The organism is Marinoscillum pacificum (assembly GCF_024714495.1).
Lineage (GTDB): Bacteria > Bacteroidota > Bacteroidia > Cytophagales > Cyclobacteriaceae > Marinoscillum > Marinoscillum pacificum.
Genome location: NZ_JAMZMJ010000002.1, coordinates 94,028 through 114,485, shown reverse-complemented (window position 1 = coordinate 114,485; position 20,458 = coordinate 94,028). Strand labels below are relative to the sequence as shown.

Here is a 20,458-nt window from a genome sequence, read left to right as displayed (position 1 = left end):
AAACATAGATTAAAATGAAAACGATATATAATTTATTGATTTTAACACTCGCAGTGATTTTTACCGTCAGCTGCGAGGAGGAAAACACTTTTTCGATAGGAGATGTAAATCCTGTAAACGACCTGTATAGTCCAGAAAATGATGCCTTCTTCGATTTGGAAGCTGCTAATTCTGTGGCTTTCGAATGGGCAGCATCAGCTACATCAGACAATGGTGTGGTGCAATATGAAGTGTATTTTGATACCGAATCTGGAGATTTCTCCGCTCCAATTTACAGAACAGCTTCTGATGGCAATGGCTTGCAAAGAACATTGACCATGGAGTTTTCACAACTCAATAAAGTAGCAGGATTAGCAGGAATTGGACGTGGCGCAGCAGGAAAATTGAAATGGTCTGTAGTAGCTACAAGAGGTTTGAATGCTACTAGCGTTCAAACTACTAGGCTGATGGAAGTTCAACGTCCAGCTGGATTTCCAGTGCCAAATGAAGTATTCCTGGCAGGAGCTGCTACTGAGACTGGTGCTGACTTAGCTGCAGCAAGACAGTTTAAGAAAACAGGCGAAAGCACATTCGAAATTTATACCACAATGAATGCTGGAGAGTATTTCATTACAGAAGGTAGAGCAGATGATGCACAAACCTACTCTATAGCAAATGCCAAAATGCAAGAAGGAGGAACAACGTCATCGTCATTTAATGGTGAAACGGTAAGGTTGATGATTGATTTTTCCAATGGAAATGTCGCTACTCAGATAATTAACACAGTAGAGCTCTACTTTTCACCCAATGATGAGTACTTGTTTGAATTGCCATACGTAGGAGGTGGAATTTGGAAAGTGGAAGATCAACTAATTGAATTCAGACAAGAATCCTGGGGTAGAGATGAGCGTTACAAATTCAGATTTACATACAACACGGATCAATATCAGTGGTATGGTAGCATCAACAGAGATAACTCCAGACCTGACAGTGCCGGCGAGGAATTTTGGTACATGTTCCCTATAGAGGAGTCTAGATGGGACTATACATTCAAGTTTGCTACAGCAGTTGATAATGCAGTAAATGATGTATCTGTCATGTTCAATGCAGAGGTGCCTGAGTATACGCACGAGATAGTGCCACAATAGTCATCATTATAGTTTAGTTAATTGTTAGATGTTGAAGTGGGGGTAGTGCCTCACTTCAACCCTCAATTCAAGAATTAGAAACAATATGCAGTTGAAAAATAAGCTTCCTTTAGTTATGGTCATGCTCGCTGCTTCGTGGAGTATAGGCTGCAAGGAGGATTTGGGAGCTCTTAGAGATCCGGATAAAAAGGTTGAAGTAGAATATACTTATGCGGCTACTGCAGACTCCATGCAGGAAGCAACCAACAATACCTATCTCACCATTGAGAGCACCTACAAGCAAGATAATTTGGGTAATGAGTTTTTCAACTACTGGTGGAATGCTCACATGGTTCATGTGTTGGTGGATGGATATATTCGTTCCAATAACCAGACGTATTTGACTAGAGCAAAAGCGTTGGTTGAGGGTATAAACACACGAAACAATGGTCACTTTCCAAATGAGTTTAATGATGACATGGCTTGGCTGGCAATAGCCTGTACTAGAGCCTATGAGCAATCAAACGACGAGTATTTCCTGGATGTATCAAGGTTGCTTTGGGAAGAAATTCTCAAAAGCTGGAGCGATCTTTATGGAGGAGGGATTACCTGGAAAATCAACACACCACAAAGCAAAAATGCAGTTTCCAATGCTCCAGTTGCTATTCTTTCGATGAGGTTATACCAGTTGGATGGAGATGCAAAGTACTTGCAATGGGCAAAAGATATTTATGCCTGGCAAAAAAGCAATTTGGTGGATCCTGTGACAGGCTTAGTTTGGGATCATATGTATACTGAAAATGGACAGGTTTTGGTGAAAAAAGAATGGATTTTCACTTATAACGTTGGGACCTACATTGGTGCATCTTTAGAATTATACAATGAAACCGGTGAGTCTTCTTACTTAAATGAGGCCTTGAAAACGGCTAGATCGATGGTGAACAGTTCTCAATTGACTACTGAAGGATTGCTCAAAGATGAAGGTCAGGGTGACGGAGGCTTGTTCAAAGGAATTCTGGTTAGATATTTTACTCAGTTGATGTTAAGAGATGATCTGACGGAGAGCGATCGGCAGACTTTCACCGACTTTTTCACTTTTAATGCGCAAACATTTTATACCAATGCCATCGATAGACCATCAATGCTTTGTAGTCCTAACTGGCGCAACCAGCCTGGAGACCGCATTGATTTGTCCACACAGCTGAGTGGTGTTATGCTAATGGAAGCTGCTGCCTTATTGGAGTCACAAGAAAAACTTTAACGAAAATCTTACATGCAAAGAAGAACATTTATACAGAGCACTGTTGCGCTCGGAGCAATTTCTATGATGGATCCATTTTCTGCATTTTCACAGTCTACATTTCCTGTGGTTAGAGTAGCAGAAGGCAAGCGAAATTTCAAAAGTAAATTAGTGGAAAAGGCCATTCAGGAATTTTCAAAAAATGTCAAGGATAAAGAATTGGTTTGGCTATTTGAAAACTGTTTTCCTAATACTCTGGATACCACTGTAACCTACTCCGAGGTAAACGGCAAGCCAGATACCTACGTGATTACTGGAGATATCGATGCTATGTGGCTCAGAGACAGTTCGGCACAGGTTTGGCCTTATATGCAGTTTGTGAAAAAAGATCAGGATTTGAAAAACCTGATAGCTGGCGTAATTAATCGTCAGACCAATTACATTCTCAAAGATCCGTTTGCCAATGCTTTTTATGAAGATCCTGATAAACGTGGTGAGTGGTCTACTGATTTGACGGATATGAAACCTGGTGTGCATGAGCGCAAGTGGGAGATAGATTCACTTTGTTATCCGATCAGATTGGGATATCACTACTGGAAAACAACAGGTGATGCTACTCCATTTGACTCAGATTGGGTAAAAGCAATGAAAGAAGTAGTCAAAGTCTTTAAAGATCAGCAACAGAAAGAAGGTCGTGGGAGCTATAAGTTTCAGAGAACCACAGCAGTTGGTACAGATACAAGGGATCTTCATGGATATGGATATCCAGTAAAACCAGTAGGATTGATTAGTTCAGCTTTCCGCCCTAGCGATGACTCTACGATATTTTCATTCCTGATTCCATCCAACTTCTTTGCTGTGGTTAGTTTGAAGCAAGCTGCAGAAATGCTCAATGCAATTCATGGAGAGCAAGCTCTTGCTGATGAGATGTTGGCACTATCTAAAGAAGTGACAACTGCACTTGATCAATATGCGAAAGTGAAACATCCGCAATACGGAGAAATCTATGCATTTGAAATCGATGGGTTTGGTAGCTACCTGCTTATGGATGATGCCAATGTGCCTAGTTTGTTGTCTTTGCCATATTTGGGAGCGATAGATCCAAAAGATTCTGTTTATCAGAACACACGAAAGTTTGTGCTGTCTACAGATAACCCCTTCTTCTTTGAAGGAAAAGCAGGAGCAGGTATTGGAGGTCCGCATGTGGGTATGGATATGGTTTGGCCAATGGCCATCACCATGCAAGGATTGACCAGCTCTAGTGCAGATGAGATTCGTGCATGTATCAAAATGCTAAAAGCAACACATGCAGGCACAGGCTTTATGCATGAGACATTCCACAAAGACGATCCAAAGAACTTCACGAGATCATGGTTCGCCTGGGCTAATACACTTTTCGGAGAATTCCTCTGGAAGACGTACCAGGAGAGTCCACGATTGTTGTCATAAATATTTCATCAACAGAACCACAGGGCTGATGCGCATAGGGTTCTGTTTTTCTTTATAAAAGTTAGGTGTAATTTATTTGATTCACCTTGTAATAACTACAATATGAAAATCATCAAATACATTTTGGGACTCGCTTCTTGTGTGGTTTTGGCTGTTGCCTGTCAGCAAAAAGAAGCGGAGACGAAACCAGAAAAATATACGCAGTACGTCAACACTTTTGTGGGTACTGCGCCTTTGACCGATCCAGGTTTTATTGGGTATACTCCTCCAAAAGACTGGCGTGTGTGGGCAGGGTTGACCTATCCGGGAGCATCATTGCCCAATGCAATGGTGCAGCTTAGTCCCATAACAGCCTATCACACTGGGGCTGGGTATCAATACGAAGATTCTATTATTTATGGGTTTACTCATACCAACAAAGGGCACTGGAATCTTTGCAATATCCCTGTACTCCCTGTTGTTGGAGCTGTCAATGGGGATCGAGGGTATCAGTCGGAATTTAGCCACGATGAGGAGACAGCATCTCCAGGATTCTACAGCGTAAAACTTCAGGATTTTGACATTAACGTGAAGTTAACCACTACTTTGAGATGTGGTTTTCACCAATATGAATATGCTTCTTCTAATGGTAAAAAAGTGCTTTTTGATCTTTCTAGAGCCAATAACCACGTACGCGAATGGGACATTACTCGTGTAGATGATCATTCTGTGCAGGGTTATCAAAATATGGGTGGTGAGACCATCTACTTCTTTGCCAAACTCAGTGAGCCAATAGCTGACATGGAGGTAGTGAAGCCAGAAGGTAATAGAGGAGGAAATGCATTGATTACGCTGAAGGATGGTAAGAAAATTGTTGAAATGCAGATCGGTTTATCATGGGTAAGTACAGACAATGCGAAAGCTAATCTAGATTTTGAAATTGGAAGTAAGACATTTGATCAGGTAAGAGAGGATGCAGACCAACAATGGGAAACCTTGCTGTCGAAAGTTAAGGTTGAAGGTGGTTCTGAACGCAACAGAGAGATGTTCTACAGTTCTCTATATCGATCTTTTCTTTGGCCGGCACTGCGAAGTGATGTCAATGGAGACTTTAAGGACACTAAAGGGGAGGTGCAAAATAAAGGTTTCCGATACTACACTATTCCGTCACTTTGGGATACTTACCGAAATAAGTTGGTTTTGCTGAGTATGATCTCTCCGGATGTTTCTAATGATGTCATTCGAACGCTTCAGGATATTGGGGAGAACCGGGGTTTCATTCCTACCTTTTTTCATGGAGATCATGCAGCAGCCTATGTAAGTGGGGCTTATTTGCGAGGTGTTAGAGACTATGATGTGCAGAAGGTTTATCAGTTATTGCTGAATAATGCAACTAAAGAAGGAGGCACTCGTCCGCACATTGCGGAATACATCGAAAAAGGATATATCTCTACTCCTGTTGTAGAGACGCCGCATGTGGAGAGCAAGGCTAAGGCTGGGGTATCCAAGACATTAGAGTACTCTTATGACGATTATTCCTTGGCATTATTAGCTAAAGAACTTGGAGATCAACCTACTTATGAGTTGATGAGTGAACGTTCTCTGAATTTTAAAAACCTTTTTGATTCGTCTACCAACTTTATGCGAGGTAGACTAGAGGATGGTAGCTGGGTACCTAATTTTGATCCACAGTATCCATATTATGAGTACATGTATCGTGAGGCCAATGCCTGGCAGGTTTCATTCTTCGCTCCGCATGCAATGCCTGAGTTGGTTGCTCTCTATGGGGGCGCTGATTCATTCGAAGCAAAGCTTGATTCATTGTTTTCTGTGCCTTGGAATCCCAATCACATCGCCAGAAACGTTTCCAGCTTTATCGGTCAGTATTGCCATGGGAATCAGCCCGATCATGAAACGCCGTGGGCTTACTATTTCGTGAATAAGCCAGAGAAATCTCAGAAGGTTCTAGATAACATTTTGAATAATTTTTACGGTGTAGGGGAGCATGGTATTGCCCTTTCGGGAATGGATGATGCAGGAGAGATGTCTTCCTGGTATGTGTTCGCTGCGGCAGGGTTCTATCCGCTATCGGCTGGTGATGAAGAATATATTGTTTCTGTTCCATTATTTGATAAGGTGAGTTGGACTACACCAGTAGGGAAAGAAGTAGTGATCTCCAAGCAAGGATCAGGGAGAGCTTTGCAGGATATTCAGGTTGATGGAAAAACATTGGAAGGATATTTCATCACTCATGACCTTTTCAGTTCAGGAGGTAAACTAGATATAAAGACGAAGTAAACAACTCGGGAGGAGGCCAATTGGTCTTCTCCTGGTTTTGCATATAGTGACAGGATAAAAAGGGTTGGTAGAAGCGGTCACAAAGATTTTTCCCATCGTGCTCAGAATGATTGAACTAATGAAATGTTTAATCTAAACCCTTAAAATGATGAAAGTATTTTTCACATTGCTGGCTGCTATTTTGGTGAGCTATGCATCTCAGGCTCAATCTTATGCTTCATTGGCGGATCGCGCTCAAGACAAACTTCACAACTCTTTCCGAAATTCAGGAGGTACCTATTACATCGAGAATAGTGGTACATCCAATACGTATTTCCATTATTGGTGGAATGCTCATGCCCTGGATGTGTTAGTCGATGCATACATTCGGACCAATGATTCTAAGTATGTGGCAAGAATAAATACGCTGGTTAACAACTGGAGTACTAACAATGGTGGAAGTATTTACAAAGACTACTATGATGATATGGAATGGTTGGCTTTATCGCTATTCAGGGCTTATGAAGAAACTGGTAATAATACCTTTCTGAATATGTCTACAGATATCTGGGATGATATTAAAACGGGCCAAAATTCTAATCAGGGTGGCGGAATAGCCTGGAGAAAAAGTCAATTAGATTATAAGAATACACCTGCCAATGCTCCGGCCATTATCTATGCATGTCGCAGGCATCAGATGTGGGGTCATAGCTGGGAGTTAAGCTTGGCAACTGATCTTTATAATTGGTTAAAATCCACACTTAGAGAATCTTCTGGAAGAATCAATGACGGAATCAATCGTCAGGGGAGTAGCCAAATTGACTATTGGCAGTTTACTTACAATTATGGTGTATTCATCGGTGCTGCTCTGGAAATGTATCAGTCAACGAACAATGCTGCCTATTTAAATGATGCCATTGCCACTGCAGACTATGCCATTGCTACCACGGATATTATGGACAATGGAATCTTTAGAAATGAAGGTGGAGGTGATGGCGCACTGTTCAAAGGAATATTGGCAAGATATCTAGCTTTATTGGCACAAGAGCCTGCCGTGCCACTAACAAAGCGCAACACTTATCAAACTGTATTGCAAGCTCAAGCAGAAGCTATATACACTAATGGGTTCAACTGGACTCATAATTTGATTGGTGAAAGTTGGACGCAAGCACCAGGAAGTACTACATGGATGTCAGCTCAGTTGAGTGGGATCATGATGCTGGAAGTGGCGGCTGAGCTAGGTTTTACAGCTCCTACTCCACCGGCAGTTCTATATCAGGATTGTAACGGAGGAGGATACTCAGTGAGTTTGGGAGTAGGTAGCTATGCGATGGCCGATTTGCAGGCTTTGGGAGTAACAAACGATGATATCTCATCGGTAGACGTAGCAAGTGGCTACTCACTCACAATGTATCGGGATTATAACTTCACCGGTGGATCAATTACTAAAACAAGTAATGATGCTTGTTTGGTTGATGATGGTTTCAACGATGATATCAGTTCGGTTGTGGTAAGTCAAAGTGGAGCCAGGATTTCAGGTCCCGTAGTGGTACAAGAAAATAGGGAAATGATGGTATACCCAAACCCAGTTACAATAGGAGATCAACTTCAATTTGATTTCGATGGTTCTTCTGACGTGTATGAAATCCAGTTGCTGGACTTAATGGGCAGAGAAGTGTTCTCACATGCTGTTGTTGACTCAAAGTATAAGATGAGTACCGTTGGTGTGAAGGCAGGAACTTACATTGTGCGGATCAGAGGAGGAAGTGTTTTCACGAGTAAAGTACTTATCAAGTAATCAGATCAGGAGTTCTGCTTTAGGAGGTAAGGCAGAACTCCTTTAGAAATGCTATTGTGAATTTGATAACTATTGCAAAGTTTGATTCGCTTATTTTGAAAGATTTGGAGACTGGGTAATCGTGAATGTAAAATTTTGAGGAATTGTAGGCCTTTTTATCTCAAAAGGTCTCTTTAAAGGTGAAGCCCATAACGGGCATAGCTCTGCTTTTTTATAAAAACGTAAAAAGTACGCTTAAGTAAGGTGAAAATTTAAGTTGACCAATAAATAATAATGATCAGAATGAGGAAAACAGTATTAATCGCAATGATGATTGGGTTTGTGGCTTCAGCTCAAGCTCAGTGGAAACCTGCGGGAGACAAAATTAAATCCGATTGGAGTAGCAAAGTTGATCCAAATAACCCCCTTCCAGAATATCCAAGACCTATCATGGAAAGAAAAGATTGGAAGAACTTAAATGGGCTTTGGGATGTGGCAATTGTTCCGGCGAAGGATGCAGAGCCATCATCCTATTCAGAAAAAATCCTTGTTCCATTTGCTGTCGAGTCTAGTTTGTCGGGCGTAATGAAGCAAGTTGGAGAAGAAAATGTCGTTTGGTATCATCGATCATTTGAAGTACCATCTAATTGGAATGGTAAAAATGTGTTGTTGCATTTCGGAGCGGTTGATTGGAGAGCAGAAATCTTTATCAACGATGTGAAAATTGGAATGCACGAAGGTGGATATACACCGTTCTCATTTGATATCACTCCATACCTGGCTTCAGGTAAACAAGAGTTGAAAGTAAAGGTATGGGATCCGACCAACTCTGGTGCTCAGCCTAGAGGTAAGCAAGTAAATCGTCCAGAGGGAATTTGGTATACTCCAGTAACAGGTATCTGGCAGACGGTATGGTTGGAGCCAGTGAGCACCAAGTCAATTGCAAGCATTAGAACTACTCCAAACATTGATAACAACACTATTTCAGTTGAAGTAGCTGCTACAGGCGCGGCTTATGGAGACTTGGTGTCTGTTGAAGTGTCTGCTGCTGGGCAGGTAATCAAAACTGCGAAAGCTGCTGTAGGTCAAAAAGTGGCCATCTCATTGCCTTCACCTAAGCTTTGGTCTCCTGAGTCACCATTCTTATATGATATGAAAGTGTCTTTAATGAGTGGTGGTAAAGCAACTGATGAAGTAAAAAGCTACTTCGCTATGCGTAAAATCTCTTCAAAAAGAGATGCTAATGGAATCGTAAGATTGCAATTGAATAACAAAGATTACTTCCAGTTTGGTCCATTGGATCAAGGTTGGTGGCCTGATGGTTTATATACCGCGCCAACAGATGAGGCTTTGGCATATGATATCAAAAAGACCAAAGATTTCGGATTTAACATGATCAGAAAACACGTGAAAGTGGAGCCAGCTAGATGGTATACACATTGTGATCGTTTAGGTATTTTGGTTTGGCAAGACATGCCAAATGGCGATGATCAGCCAATCTGGCAAATGAGAAAGTATTTCACCGGTACTGAATTGCAAAGAACTCCAGAGTCTGAGGCGATCTACAGAAAAGAGTGGAAAGAAATCATGGATTACTTGTATTCCTATCCAAGTATTGTTTGTTGGGTGCCATTCAATGAAGCCTGGGGTCAGTTCAAAACAGAAGAAATTGTGAAATGGACTATGGCTTATGATGCTTCTAGAATCGTAAACCCTGCAAGTGGTGGTAACCATTTCCCAGTAGGAGATATGTTGGATTTACACCATTATCCTGGTCCAGAAATGTTTTTGTACGATGGTCAAAGAGCTACGGTACTTGGTGAGTACGGTGGAATAGGGTTGGCACTGAAAGATCACCTTTGGGTAACTGACAGAAACTGGGGATACGTACAGTTCAAAACGTCTAAAGAAGTAACTGAAAAATATGTGGAGTTTGCTAAAGAGCTTGCTCAGATGGCTAAAACAGGTTTCTCGGCTGCTGTGTATACCCAAACTACAGATGTGGAAGGTGAAGTGAACGGTCTAATGACCTATGACAGAAAAGTAATCAAACTGAATGAGAAGGCTGTTAAGAAAGCCAACGAAGCAGTGATTAACGCTATTCAAGAATAAGTTTAGTTTATTTGGTTAGGAGCTCCGCGATTTAGTGGAGCTCTTCTTTATACCAACAATGAGTAACCAATTTGATGATTTTTTAACCCCCTTTGTAATGGAGAGAAGAACGTTTCTTCAAAGCACAGCCGTGCTTGGTGCCGCATCTTTTGTAAACCCTGCCTCACTTTTTGCGCAAGCATCCTTTCCGGTAGTTCGTACAGCCCAATCAAAAAGAAATTTTACGAGTAAGTCCGTAGAGAAAGCTATCGCGGAATTTGCTAAAAATGTGAAGGATCCGGAACTGGTGTGGTTATTTGAGAACTGCTTTCCGAATACACTGGATACGACCGTAACCTATTCGGAGGATAGTGGTAAGCCGGATACCTATGTCATCACTGGAGATATAGATGCTATGTTGCTAAGAGATAGTTCTGCTCAGGTTTGGCCTTACATGCAGTTTGCGAATCAGGATAAAGACTTGAAAAAGTTAATTGCAGGTGTAGTCAACAGGCAAACGAGTTACATTCTCAAAGATCCATTTGCGAATGCTTTTTATGAAGATCCAGACAAAAGAGGAGAGTGGTCTACTGATCTGACGGACATGAAGCCAGGGGTTCATGAGCGTAAGTGGGAGATTGATAGCTTGTGTTATCCAATCCGTTTAGGCTATCACTATTGGAAAACCACTGGAGACACTGCTCCATTTGGTGCTGCCTGGGTGAAAGCTATGGGGGAGGTTCTTCGAGTATTCAAAGATCAACAGCAAAAGAATGGGAAAGGTAGTTATAAGTTTCAGAGAACCACTGCAGTAGGTACTGATACGCGCGATCTGCATGGCTATGGCTATCCGGTCAATCCTGTTGGGTTGATTAGTTCTGCATTCCGTCCAAGTGATGACTCTACGGTATTTTCATTCCTTATTCCTTCCAACTTCTTTGCGGTTGTAAGTCTTAAGCAAGCCGCCGATATGTTGGAGGCCATTCATGGCGAGCAGAATACATCTAAGGAAATGCGAAGTTTATCTTCAGAAGTGGCTGTAGCATTGGATCAACATGCTAAAGTAAAGCATCCAAAATACGGAGAAATCTATGCCTTTGAGATTGATGGATTTGGAAGTCATTTGTTAATGGATGACGCCAATGTACCAAGTTTGTTGTCCTTACCATATCTGGGAGCTATTGATGTGAATGATCCTGTATATCAGAATACAAGAAAGTTCGTTTTATCAACAGATAATCCATTCTTCTTCAAAGGGAAAGCAGGAGCAGGTATTGGTGGTCCACATGTAGGCATGGACATGATCTGGCCGATGGCTATCACCATTCAGGGATTAACAAGTACGAGTGATCAAGAAATTAAAAAGTGCATTCAAATGCTGAAAGCTACGCATGGTGATACTGGATTTATGCACGAAACTTTTCATAAAGATGATCCTAAAAACTTCTCAAGGTCCTGGTTTGCCTGGGCAAATACATTGTTCGGTGAGTTTTTATGGAAAACCTATCAAAATACGCCAAATCTTCTTGGCTAGCGCATTAGTTTGTTGGGATGTAAACGGGTGTCGGGAAACTGGCATCCGTTTTTTGATTTCCGAATAAGTGTATTTTGTACAATTTTTATAACGTAAAATTTACGTTTATTTTTGATATACCTCTAATTTAAGCGGAATGAAGTTCAATAAGATTACCTGTGCATTCACTGCATTGGCATTAATCGGATGTTCAACATCCAAAACAACGGAAGTAGAGCAGTCTACCCAACCAGACCGACCAAACATCGTCCTAATTATGGCTGATGATTTAGGTTTCTCAGATTTGGGTAGCTATGGTTCTGAAATACAAACACCAAATCTAGATTGGTTAGCTTCAAATGGGATGAAGTTTACTCAGTTTTACAACACCTCAAGATGTTGTCCCACAAGAGCTTCATTGCTCACAGGATTATACAACCATCAGGCGGGTATTGGTCATATGACTACAGAAACCAATCAGCCGGCATACCGTGGACATCTTACAGAAAATACGGTTACCATCGCAGAAGTTTTAAAAGAAGCTGGTTACCACACAGGCATGGTTGGGAAATGGCATGTTTCCAATACGGTCGTTCAGGAAACACCAGAGAAGCAACTGAATTGGCTAAACCATCATGAAGAACATCCATACTTTTCGCCTGTAGAGCAGTATCCAACCAGTAGAGGCTTTGAAAAGTACTTTGGAAACATCTGGGGTGTAGTTGACTTCTTTGATCCGTTCAGTTTGGTGAATGGTACAGAACCTGTGACGGAAGTTCCAGAAGGATACTATCACACGGATGCGATCAATGATACTGCTTCAGTTTATATCCGTGAATGGGCTAAAGAAGACAAACCATTCTTCCTTTATGTAGCGCAAACGGCACCTCACTGGCCGCTTCATGCCCTTCCTGAAGATATTGCCAAATACGAAGATACCTACAAGGTAGGGTGGCAGGCGATTAGAGAAGCCAGGTATAAGAAAATGACTGAATCAGGTCTGCTTGACTCAACTATTTATCCATTAACTGAGCGCTGGGGTGGTGATTTGGCATGGGAAGATAATCCACATCAGGAGTGGGATGCTCGTGCTATGGCAGTACATGCAGCTATGATTGATCGAATGGATCAAGGAATAGGTAGAATCATTCAAACCCTAAGAGAAACAGGTGAATTAGACAATACCATGATTGTGTTCTTGAGTGATAATGGAGCGAGTTATGAAAACTGCATGGCATATGGTACAGGTTTTGATCGTCCAAGCGAAACCAGGACAGGTGAAGAGGTCGTTTATCCAATAGATAAAGGTGTATTGCCTGGTCCTGAAACGACTTTTACATCCATTGGTAGACGGTGGGCAAACGTGGCGAATACACCGTTTAGTTACTGGAAAATGGAGTCCTTTGAAGGTGGTATTCATACACCAATGATTGCCTTCTGGCCAAAAGGAATTACAGCACCTAAAGGAAGTAACTCTGATCAGGTTGGACATGTGATGGACTTCATGGCAACCTTTGTTGATGTAGGAGATGCTGAGTATCCAGCTCAATTCAATGAAAATGCCATTACCCCATTGGCTGGAAAAAGTTTACTGCCAGTGCTTCAGGGAAATAGAAGAGATGGCCATCCAATCTTGTTTAATGAGCACGAAGGTGGGCGATATGTTCGAACTAGCGAGTGGAAACTAGTGACCCTTAATGCAAAGCAGCCCTGGGAATTGTATAAAATCAGCGAGGACAGAACAGAAACGATTAACGTGGCTGATGAAAATCCTGAGGTGGTAAAAGAACTAGAAGGTAAATGGTATGAGTGGGCAGAAGCCAATCAAGTATTGCCGAAACCTTAAGATATATCCCAAACCCAATGATGATAAAAAGAAAACCGATTGCACTGACACTACTTGCTTTGATAATAGCACAGCTTGTGTTGTCTTGTACTACTGCTGAAGCTCCCGTGGAGGACAGACCCAATATCATTTTGATTATGTCTGATGATATGGGGTATTCTGATTTGGGTTGTTTTGGGGGTGAAATAAATACTCCGAATCTCAATCAACTTGCAGCTAGTGGGCTGCGATTTACCCAGTTTTACAACGCCGCACGTTGCTGTCCGACCAGAGCCTCATTACTAACCGGATTATACCCACATCAAACAGGGATTGGTCATATGACCAATGTTCCAGATAATCCGACCAATCACAATTACAACCTTCCGGGATATCAGGGCTTTCTGCAGACGAATACCAATACACTTGCAGAAGTGCTTGGTGGTGCCGGATATCATACGTTGATGTCAGGTAAATGGCATCTGGGGATGGCAGATTCATCACAATGGCCGCTTCAGCGAGGTTTTGATAAGTTTTATGGCATACTCAGTGGTGCTGCTAATTATTTCAAGCCAGATGGATTGCGTGGGATTACCACTCAGAATGAACAAATAGAAATTACCAATCCAGATTATTACACCACTGATGCATTTACTGATCATGCGATTGCATTTATCGATGGTGTGAAGTCTGATGATCAGCCGTTTTTCTTGTATTTGGCGTACAATGCACCGCACTGGCCGCTCAATGCTCCAAAAGAAGATGTCGATAAGTATCGCGGAAGATATGATGATGGGTGGCAAACCCTCCGAGAAGAGCGCTATCAGCGCATGAAGCAAATGGGGTTGGTGGAAGAAAATTGGCCACTTTCTGCTCAAGATTCTCCGGATTGGGATACTTTATCACAGGAAGTGCGAGATGAAATGAGCTTGCGAATGTCTATTTATGCTGCTCAGGTGGATCGAATGGATCAAAATATTGGAAGACTGACTCAATTCCTTCAGGAAACGGGAGAGTTAGATAACACCATTATTGTGTTTTTGAATGATAATGGCGCGTGTGCTGAAGGCGGAACATTTGGAGGAGGACCTGCTAATATTTTGGAAACAAAAAAAGGTTATTGGCTTACCTATGGGCAGTCATGGGCAAATGCATCTAACACGCCCTATAGAGAATACAAACACTATGTTCATGAAGGAGGAATCTCAACACCTATGATTGTTCATTGGCCCAAAGGGATTGAAAAGACTAAAAATGGAAGCCTGGTAAAGGACTATGCATTTTTGCCTGATATCATGGCTACGTTTAAGGATCTGGCCAATGCGGATTATGCAGTGGAAAAGGATGGGCAGAGAGTACCAACATTAGTAGGAAAAAGCCTTGCCCCGCTCTTAGTTGCGGATGTGGCTATGGATGCCAGACCTATTTTTTGGGAACATGAAGGAAATAAAGCATTGCGTCTTGGTAATCTAAAACTGGTCTCCAAATGGAATGACAAAGGTCCACAAACTTGGGAGTTGTACGATGTGGTGAAGGATCGTACTGAGCAAAATGATTTATCAGATCAGATGTCTGAAAAGAAAACAGAGATGATTGCTCTTTGGCAAAACTGGGCGGATACTCATCAGGTAGAGCCGTGGGATGAGATTCTTCAAATTATTCAATCTAAAAATGCTAGTCATTAGCCTGATGTATATGGTGCTGATGATTGGAAATCATCTGATGTATGGAATGTGTTTAATATTTGCTAATGCGCATATTAAAATATTTGAATAATTATATTTGATTTATTTTCTAAAGAGTGTTTAATATTTTGTTTTTTTCATAAAATTATCCTTATTTCAAGTCGTTAAATCATCAATTTCATAAAATCATGTCGGGTAGTCTAGGCAAAATTTCTGTTCACAAAGGGCTGGCGAGTAGTACTCGTGAGGCTCAGTTTGAACAGTTGTATAAAGACTACTTTGATAAATTGTATGGATATGCCAAGATGATTACCAAAGATTCAGAAATGGCTAAGGATGTAGTCTCTGATTTTTTCTTTAGTCTCTGGAAAAGTCAGATAGATATTTCTTCCATTGAAGATCTGGATGGGTATTTTTTTATTGGTATAAAGAATCAGGCGGTAAAAGCATTTTCAGCGCAGGTCAAAGAAGCTGGACATAAGGCAGATATCAAAAATCGCTTAAATGAAATAGATTTAATTAATCCAGAGCAAGTCCTATTGGAGAAAGAACTTCGTAAAAAACTGGAGTCCATCGTTAATAATCTACCAGACGTCTGTCAGCTAGCCTATCGACTTTCTAAAGATAAAGGCTTGAAACATGCTGAAATTGCCATTGAATTAGGTGTTTCTACAGAAACGGTGAAAACACATATTGCCAGAGCACAAAAGAAGTTGAAAGCGGAGATCCTTGCATACTACCAGGAACGTAATCCTAATCTAGTTCCAGATATCCGTCTGATTGGTCAGTACTTGATATTGCTGGGCTATTGCGAATTTGCTAACATTTAATCTTTTTTCTTGCGAAAGATTATGTTAACGAATGAATATCATCTATTGTTTTGTAAATATTAACTTTTTTGTCCCCTCTTACTTATAGAATTAGCTCTTTATTAATGTAGTGGTCATATAACTGCATTAATAAATGGAGGAATTATTCCGGAAATATTTGAACAATGAACTTTCTGCCAGTGAGATGGTAGAGCTAAGAGCCTGGTTGTCCGAACACCCAGAGGAGCTAGTGGCTCTAAATAAACTGGACTCTTTTGAAAACTTGAGCATCGAAGAGTTGGATAAAGCACGCACAGAAGTTTGGGATGATTTCAGACACCGTGTTCAGCTTGAAAATCAAGAAACCGTATTAAAACCATCTTTAGAAAGTACAAATTCATCATATAGTTGGTATGTGAAAGTAGCGGCCATTTTAGTGGTTTCTTTTGCTACCGTTTTTGCTGTTTACAAAGCGATGGATAAGCCTGTTGTAAAAAAAGAATTGGTGGCTCAAACAACTAGAACAACAGATGCCGGACAGAAGTCAACGATTCAACTTTCAGATGGTACCATCATCACTGTCAATTCATCCAGTTCAATAAAGTATCCTGAAAAATTTACCGGCAATAAACGTGTAGTTGAATTGGAAGGGGAGGCTTTTTTCGAAGTAGCACACAATCCTCATAAACCTTTCTATGTGAAGTTTAAAGACTCAGAGGTGAGAGTTCTTGGAACATCCTTTAATATCCGAACTTATGATGAAGAAAGTGAAGTGAGTGTCGCAGTAGCAACAGGTCGCGTAGCATTCACCTCTTCAGAAGAGAAAACGAAGGTTGTACTGGAAGCGAATGAAATGGTGACCTATAATGAATCTAGTAAGCACATGATTAAGAAGCCATTTGATCCAAAAGACATGTATGGCTGGAAAGATAAGATTCTCTATTTCAAGAATGAGGAGTTCAAGGACATAGTTCGTGACTTAGAGATGTGGTATGGAGTGAAAATCCACTATACCAAAGACTTTAGTGTGAAAGGAACCTTTACAGGAGAGTATAAAAATAAATCGCTTGATGCGGTTTTAAAAGGGCTTTCTTTCCTTTATGAATTTAAATATGAAATCGACGGTGATACCGTCCAACTAAGATGAAAATAAACCCATAGTGCCTATGAAAATAAAAAACCCACAAACCTGAGACCATCGGGAAAATGTAACCAGGATTTGTGGGCCTATTGTTTCTGATAATCAATCACCAAAAACAAAATTTTATGGATTCAAAGTTATACAAAAATCTAATTAAGGTGTCTAAAATCTGCATATACGGACTTATCATCCAGCTTTCGATGTACACCTTTGCCTTTGCTGTAACTGGCAATGCGCAGAAGAAAAGTGTGGACCTGATTCCCATTGATTTGGCCTTAAAAAGTCCCACCGACTTAGAGCTGGTATTCAATGAGATTGAGGAAAGTACTGATTTTAAGTTTTCCTACATCGACGGAATGTTTCGATCATCCAAACTAAACCTCAGTAATGAGACGTTATTTTTGGGTGATTTGTTGCGTGAGATTTCATCTCAGGCCAATGTTTCGTTTAGACGGGTAGATGAAACGATTTACATCAAAAAACTAAGAAGAAAAGAAGCGCCGATCGTCGAAATTCTTGCTGATATCACTGTGAGTGGTCAGGTATTAGATGAAAACGGTCAAGGTCTTCCAGGAGCTACGGTTGTGGAGAAAGGAACCACCAATGGTTCCATTACCGATGTAGATGGTAATTTCCGCATGACAGTAGCTGAAGGCGCAATATTATTGGTTTCTTTTGTTGGTTATGCGCCACAGGAAGTAACTGTAATGGACGGTGGAGCAATCAATGTGAAAATGGTTCCAGATTACAGCAGTCTCGAGGAGGTTGTAGTAGTTGGCTATGGTAGCAGAGATAAAAACTCTTTAACAGGAGCTATCTCGAACGTGACCAGTAAAGATCTAAAAAGTGTTCATGCGGTAACTACCAGTTCCATGCTTGCTGGTAAAATCTCAGGTTTGACTTTTAGACAAGCCGATGGTAGACCTGGGTCAAGTGCGAATATCCAAATCAGAAACATGGGCAATCCACTTTATGTAATTGACGGAATTCAAAAAGATGCTGGTCAGTTTAACAATATTTCCCCTAATGATATCGAGAGTATCACCATTCTTAAAGATGCGTCAGCTTCAATCTATGGGTCAAGAGCTGCGAATGGGGTTGTTATTGTAACGACCAAGAGAGGTCAAACTGGTCAGAAAAACACATTCAATGTAGATGCTTATACTGGAGTTCAAAACTGGTCACGTTTTCCAGAAACGGTCAATGCTGCCGAGTGGATGACTGGTAAAGTAGATGCTGATGTTAATAGAAATGGTGTTACTGACATTACTCCGGAAGAATTAGCCAAATGGCAAGCAGGAAATGAAACAGGATATCAGAGTTTTGATTGGTATGATTTCATCATTCAGAAAAATGCTCCACAAACACAGTTTAACGTAAGTGCAACAGGTGGATCTGATAAAGTAGCTTATTACTTGTCTCTAGGTCATTTGGATCAATCATCAGTTCTGGGAAGAGAATATACGTTCAATAGAACCAACCTTCAGTCAAACCTTGATGTAAACCTGACGGACAATCTAAAAATTGGTTCTCAAATTAATGGTAGAATTGAAACCCGTGATCAACCAGGTATCCCAGGAGCGGATGATTATTGGTTACCACGTTTTGCTTTATTCAGAAACCGACCGATGGAGAGACCTTATGCGAATGATAATCCTGATTATCCTGCAGATCAAGGTCATACAGAAACCAACTGGGCAATTCATAACAAAGACATTTCTGGATACTGGAGAGAAGACTGGAGAGTAATTCAGCTGAACTTCAATGCTGAATACCAAACACCAATTAAGGGTTTATTGGTGAAAGGGTTGTATTCACACTATATGGCTGATCGATTAATGAACGGTCACGAGTATACTTACGATGCGTACACTTATGATGAAGTTGCCGATGAGTATATCAGAACTGCTGGTAGTACCAACCCATGGAGAGAAAGAGGAACTCGTAAGGTGTTGGAGAACGTAAGCCAGTTACAGTTGGATTACGACAATAAGTTTGGCAAGCACCATGTTCAGGCTACTGCTGTGGCTGAGCATATTGACAGAAGAAATATAGAAGTATGGGTACACACAGTACCAAAGACAAATGAACTTCCATTACTTCAGTTTGCTGATATGGATACCTATGACGACTATGATTACGAAGAAGCTCGTGTTGGTTATGTAGGCAGAATTAGCTACGACTATGACGATAAATATTTGCTGGAAATTGCAGGTAGAAGAGATGCTTCCTGGAAGTTTGCTCCAGACAAAAGATGGGGATTTTTTCCGTCAGTTTCTGGTGGATGGAGAATTAGTGAAGAAGGGTTCTACAAGGGATCTAATCTTTCTAGCATCATCGATAACTGGAAATTAAGAGCTTCATATGGTGAGCTTGGAGATGATAACGTGGACATTGGAGCGTTTGATTATATCTCTGGTTATAACTACGCTTCATCAAAAGTGATTCTTGATGGTGAATTGATCAATGGAGCAAGAGATAGAGGTGTTCCGATCAACAACATCAGCTGGTTCACCAGTAAGATTTTTGATGTTGGGATGGATATGAGTTTCTTGAATGGAAGATTAAACGGTTCCATGGACTATTTCTATAGAAAAAGAAGTGGTTTGAAGCAGAGAAGACAAGATCTATTGCTTCCAGCATTGCTTGGATATGAGCAAGCTGAGGAAAACTTAAGAAGCGATGCACAAGTAGGAGGAGAGATTGCTCTGAACTATTCTGGTAATGCAGGTGAGTTGACGTATAGTGTTGGCGCAAATGGTTCTTACTCAAGATCCAGGTTCTTACAGTCTTACAAACCGGAGCTGAACTGGGGGAACTCATTGGATCACTACTGGAACTCTCAAGAAGACAGATGGAGTGGAACTATCTGGGGCTACGAAGTAATTGGTCAGTTCAAGTCTATGGAAGAAATCGGTGATTATGATATCAATGTAGATGGACAAGGAAATAAAACACTTCTTCCAGGTGACTTCATGTACAAAGATGTGAATGGCGATAAGGTAATTGATGGAAATGATCGTAGACCTATTGCACATGCTAGAGATAGAAACCCGACGATCAACTTTGGTTTGAATTTCACTCTAGGATATAAAAACTTCGATTTCAGAGCTGACTTCTCAGGAGGAGCGATGTACTCTTATGTACAGCGTTGGGAAATGAGAGTTGCTTACCAAAACACAGGAAACTTGCTAAAAGAATTCTATGATGATAGATGGCATAGAGAGGATCCATTTGATCCAAATAGTGAGTGGATTCCTGGAAAATACCCTTCATTGAGATTCAATGAAGGTGGTCATAGTAACTACAGAGATTCAGATTTCTGGATTACAAACGTGAGATATTTGAGACTTAGAACAATGGAAATCGGATACAACATCCCTGAGTCATTGCTTCAGAAGATTAGATTACAGCGCATGAGAGTGTATGTAAACACTTACAACCTACTCTCATTTGATAATGTGAAGTACTTAGGCATCGAGCCAGAGATTATGGACGAGAATGGTCTACAGTACCCGCAGAACAAGCTGGTGAATGTTGGTGTAAATGTTTCGTTTTAATCGACT

The 20,458-nt window shown here is 40.9% G+C and carries 12 protein-coding genes; all 12 read left to right on the top strand.

Translation table 11 applies throughout. The features are described 5' to 3' along the window. Nucleotides 1-14 precede the first annotated feature (14 nt). The 12 genes from NXS00_RS07490 to NXS00_RS07435 all read left to right on the top strand — a co-directional run bounded on the left by NXS00_RS07490 (nucleotide 15) and on the right by NXS00_RS07435 (nucleotide 20,452). Nucleotides 15-1,127, top strand: a complete 1,113-nt coding sequence (locus tag NXS00_RS07490; RefSeq protein WP_258098534.1) for a SusE domain-containing protein — start codon at nucleotides 15-17, stop codon at nucleotides 1,125-1,127. Between the two features lie 85 nt (nucleotides 1,128-1,212). Continuing rightward, nucleotides 1,213-2,367: a glycoside hydrolase family 76 protein gene (locus tag NXS00_RS07485; RefSeq protein ID WP_258098533.1), complete on the top strand. Its 1,155-nt coding sequence runs from the start codon at nucleotides 1,213-1,215 to the stop codon at nucleotides 2,365-2,367. A gap of 12 nt (nucleotides 2,368-2,379) precedes the next feature. Beyond that, nucleotides 2,380-3,795 carry a glycoside hydrolase family 125 protein gene (locus tag NXS00_RS07480; protein ID WP_258098532.1) on the top strand — a complete coding sequence of 472 codons (1,416 nt, stop codon included), beginning with the start codon at nucleotides 2,380-2,382 and terminating at the stop codon, nucleotides 3,793-3,795. A 102-nt stretch (nucleotides 3,796-3,897) separates the two neighbouring features. Next, entirely contained in the window at nucleotides 3,898-6,072 is a 2,175-nt protein-coding gene (locus tag NXS00_RS07475) for a GH92 family glycosyl hydrolase (RefSeq protein WP_258098531.1), read from the top strand. Between the two features lie 145 nt (nucleotides 6,073-6,217). Then, nucleotides 6,218-7,849 carry a glycoside hydrolase family 76 protein gene (locus NXS00_RS07470; protein WP_258098530.1) on the top strand — a complete coding sequence of 544 codons (1,632 nt, stop codon included), beginning with the start codon at nucleotides 6,218-6,220 and terminating at the stop codon, nucleotides 7,847-7,849. Nucleotides 7,850-8,131: 282 nt separating this feature from the next. Next, nucleotides 8,132-9,940, top strand: a complete 1,809-nt coding sequence (locus tag NXS00_RS07465; protein ID WP_258098529.1) for a glycoside hydrolase family 2 protein — start codon at nucleotides 8,132-8,134, stop codon at nucleotides 9,938-9,940. 97 nt (nucleotides 9,941-10,037) lie between these two features. Further along, complete coding sequence (locus tag NXS00_RS07460) at nucleotides 10,038-11,453, top strand: glycoside hydrolase family 125 protein (protein ID WP_258098528.1); 1,416 nt, start codon at nucleotides 10,038-10,040, stop codon at nucleotides 11,451-11,453. A gap of 136 nt (nucleotides 11,454-11,589) precedes the next feature. Then, on the top strand, nucleotides 11,590-13,278 hold the full coding sequence (locus NXS00_RS07455; protein WP_258098527.1) for an arylsulfatase: 1,689 nt from the start codon (nucleotides 11,590-11,592) through the stop codon (nucleotides 13,276-13,278). Between the two features lie 17 nt (nucleotides 13,279-13,295). Continuing rightward, nucleotides 13,296-14,942 carry an arylsulfatase gene (locus tag NXS00_RS07450; protein ID WP_258098526.1) on the top strand — a complete coding sequence of 549 codons (1,647 nt, stop codon included), beginning with the start codon at nucleotides 13,296-13,298 and terminating at the stop codon, nucleotides 14,940-14,942. Between the two features lie 188 nt (nucleotides 14,943-15,130). Continuing rightward, nucleotides 15,131-15,772: an RNA polymerase sigma-70 factor gene (locus tag NXS00_RS07445; protein ID WP_258098525.1), complete on the top strand. Its 642-nt coding sequence runs from the start codon at nucleotides 15,131-15,133 to the stop codon at nucleotides 15,770-15,772. A 133-nt stretch (nucleotides 15,773-15,905) separates the two neighbouring features. Beyond that, nucleotides 15,906-16,898, top strand: coding sequence for a FecR family protein (locus NXS00_RS07440; RefSeq protein ID WP_258098524.1), 993 nt, complete (start codon nucleotides 15,906-15,908; stop codon nucleotides 16,896-16,898). A gap of 119 nt (nucleotides 16,899-17,017) precedes the next feature. Beyond that, entirely contained in the window at nucleotides 17,018-20,452 is a 3,435-nt protein-coding gene (locus NXS00_RS07435; RefSeq protein ID WP_258098523.1) for a SusC/RagA family TonB-linked outer membrane protein, read from the top strand. The last annotated feature ends 6 nt before the right edge of the window (nucleotides 20,453-20,458 follow it).

Bases quoted from the DNA above. Each gene is read 5' to 3' on its own strand.
- NXS00_RS07490 (WP_258098534.1), top strand. From the start codon at position 15: ATGAAAACGATATATAATTTATTGATTTTAACACTCGCAGTGATTTTT.
- NXS00_RS07485 (WP_258098533.1), top strand. From the start codon at position 1,213: ATGCAGTTGAAAAATAAGCTTCCTTTAGTTATGGTCATGCTCGCTGCT.
- NXS00_RS07480 (WP_258098532.1), top strand. From the start codon at position 2,380: ATGCAAAGAAGAACATTTATACAGAGCACTGTTGCGCTCGGAGCAATT.
- NXS00_RS07475 (WP_258098531.1), top strand. From the start codon at position 3,898: ATGAAAATCATCAAATACATTTTGGGACTCGCTTCTTGTGTGGTTTTG.
- NXS00_RS07470 (WP_258098530.1), top strand. From the start codon at position 6,218: ATGATGAAAGTATTTTTCACATTGCTGGCTGCTATTTTGGTGAGCTAT.
- NXS00_RS07465 (WP_258098529.1), top strand. From the start codon at position 8,132: ATGAGGAAAACAGTATTAATCGCAATGATGATTGGGTTTGTGGCTTCA.
- NXS00_RS07460 (WP_258098528.1), top strand. From the start codon at position 10,038: ATGGAGAGAAGAACGTTTCTTCAAAGCACAGCCGTGCTTGGTGCCGCA.
- NXS00_RS07455 (WP_258098527.1), top strand. From the start codon at position 11,590: ATGAAGTTCAATAAGATTACCTGTGCATTCACTGCATTGGCATTAATC.
- NXS00_RS07450 (WP_258098526.1), top strand. From the start codon at position 13,296: ATGATGATAAAAAGAAAACCGATTGCACTGACACTACTTGCTTTGATA.
- NXS00_RS07445 (WP_258098525.1), top strand. From the start codon at position 15,131: ATGTCGGGTAGTCTAGGCAAAATTTCTGTTCACAAAGGGCTGGCGAGT.
- NXS00_RS07440 (WP_258098524.1), top strand. From the start codon at position 15,906: ATGGAGGAATTATTCCGGAAATATTTGAACAATGAACTTTCTGCCAGT.
- NXS00_RS07435 (WP_258098523.1), top strand. From the start codon at position 17,018: ATGGATTCAAAGTTATACAAAAATCTAATTAAGGTGTCTAAAATCTGC.